1 protein-coding gene is annotated in these 443 nt (G+C 71.8%); it reads left to right on the top strand.

Features of this window, described 5'->3' with window-relative positions; genetic code table 11:
• Positions 1-341 (top strand): guanitoxin biosynthesis heme-dependent pre-guanitoxin N-hydroxylase GntA (gntA, locus tag CVH10_RS17570; RefSeq protein WP_146142996.1); only part of this gene is annotated, 341 nt, incomplete at its 5' end.
• Between the last annotated feature and the right edge of the window lie 102 nt (positions 342-443).

Genomic DNA, 443 nt, shown 5'->3' with positions numbered 1-443 from the left:
CCGATCCGAACGATCCGCACTTCTCGCTCTCCTTCGGCGGCGAAGCGTTCTTCGTCGTCGGGATGCATCCCGGCGCGAGCCGCCCGGCCCGGCGCTTCTCGCACCCCGTCCTGGTGTTCAATCTGCGCGCCCAGTTCGAGCAGCTGCGTGCGGAGGGCCGCTACGAGAAGCTGCGCAGCGCGATCCTGTCGCGCGACGAGGCGCTGGCCGGCTCGATCAACCCGATGCTGGCCCGGCACGGCGACGTCTCGGAGGCGCGGCAGTACAGTGGCCGCGCCGTGGATGCCGATTGGGTCTGCCCGTTCCGGGGCCGCGAGACGGAGAGCCGCGATGCCGCCTGAGGCACCCGTGCACGAGATCGCGCCCCGCTCCGGCACCGCCTTCACCCTGGACAAGGGCGAGCGCCTGACCGTGATCGATCCGCGGGGCGAGCAGGTCGCCGA

It is taken from the genome of Halomonas sp. ND22Bw, assembly GCF_003011945.1.
GTDB classification, from domain to species: domain Bacteria; phylum Pseudomonadota; class Gammaproteobacteria; order Pseudomonadales; family Halomonadaceae; genus Halomonas; species Halomonas halophila.
The sequence above is the reverse complement of the archived record's forward strand: the minus strand, read 5'-3'. Positions and strand labels throughout refer to the sequence as shown.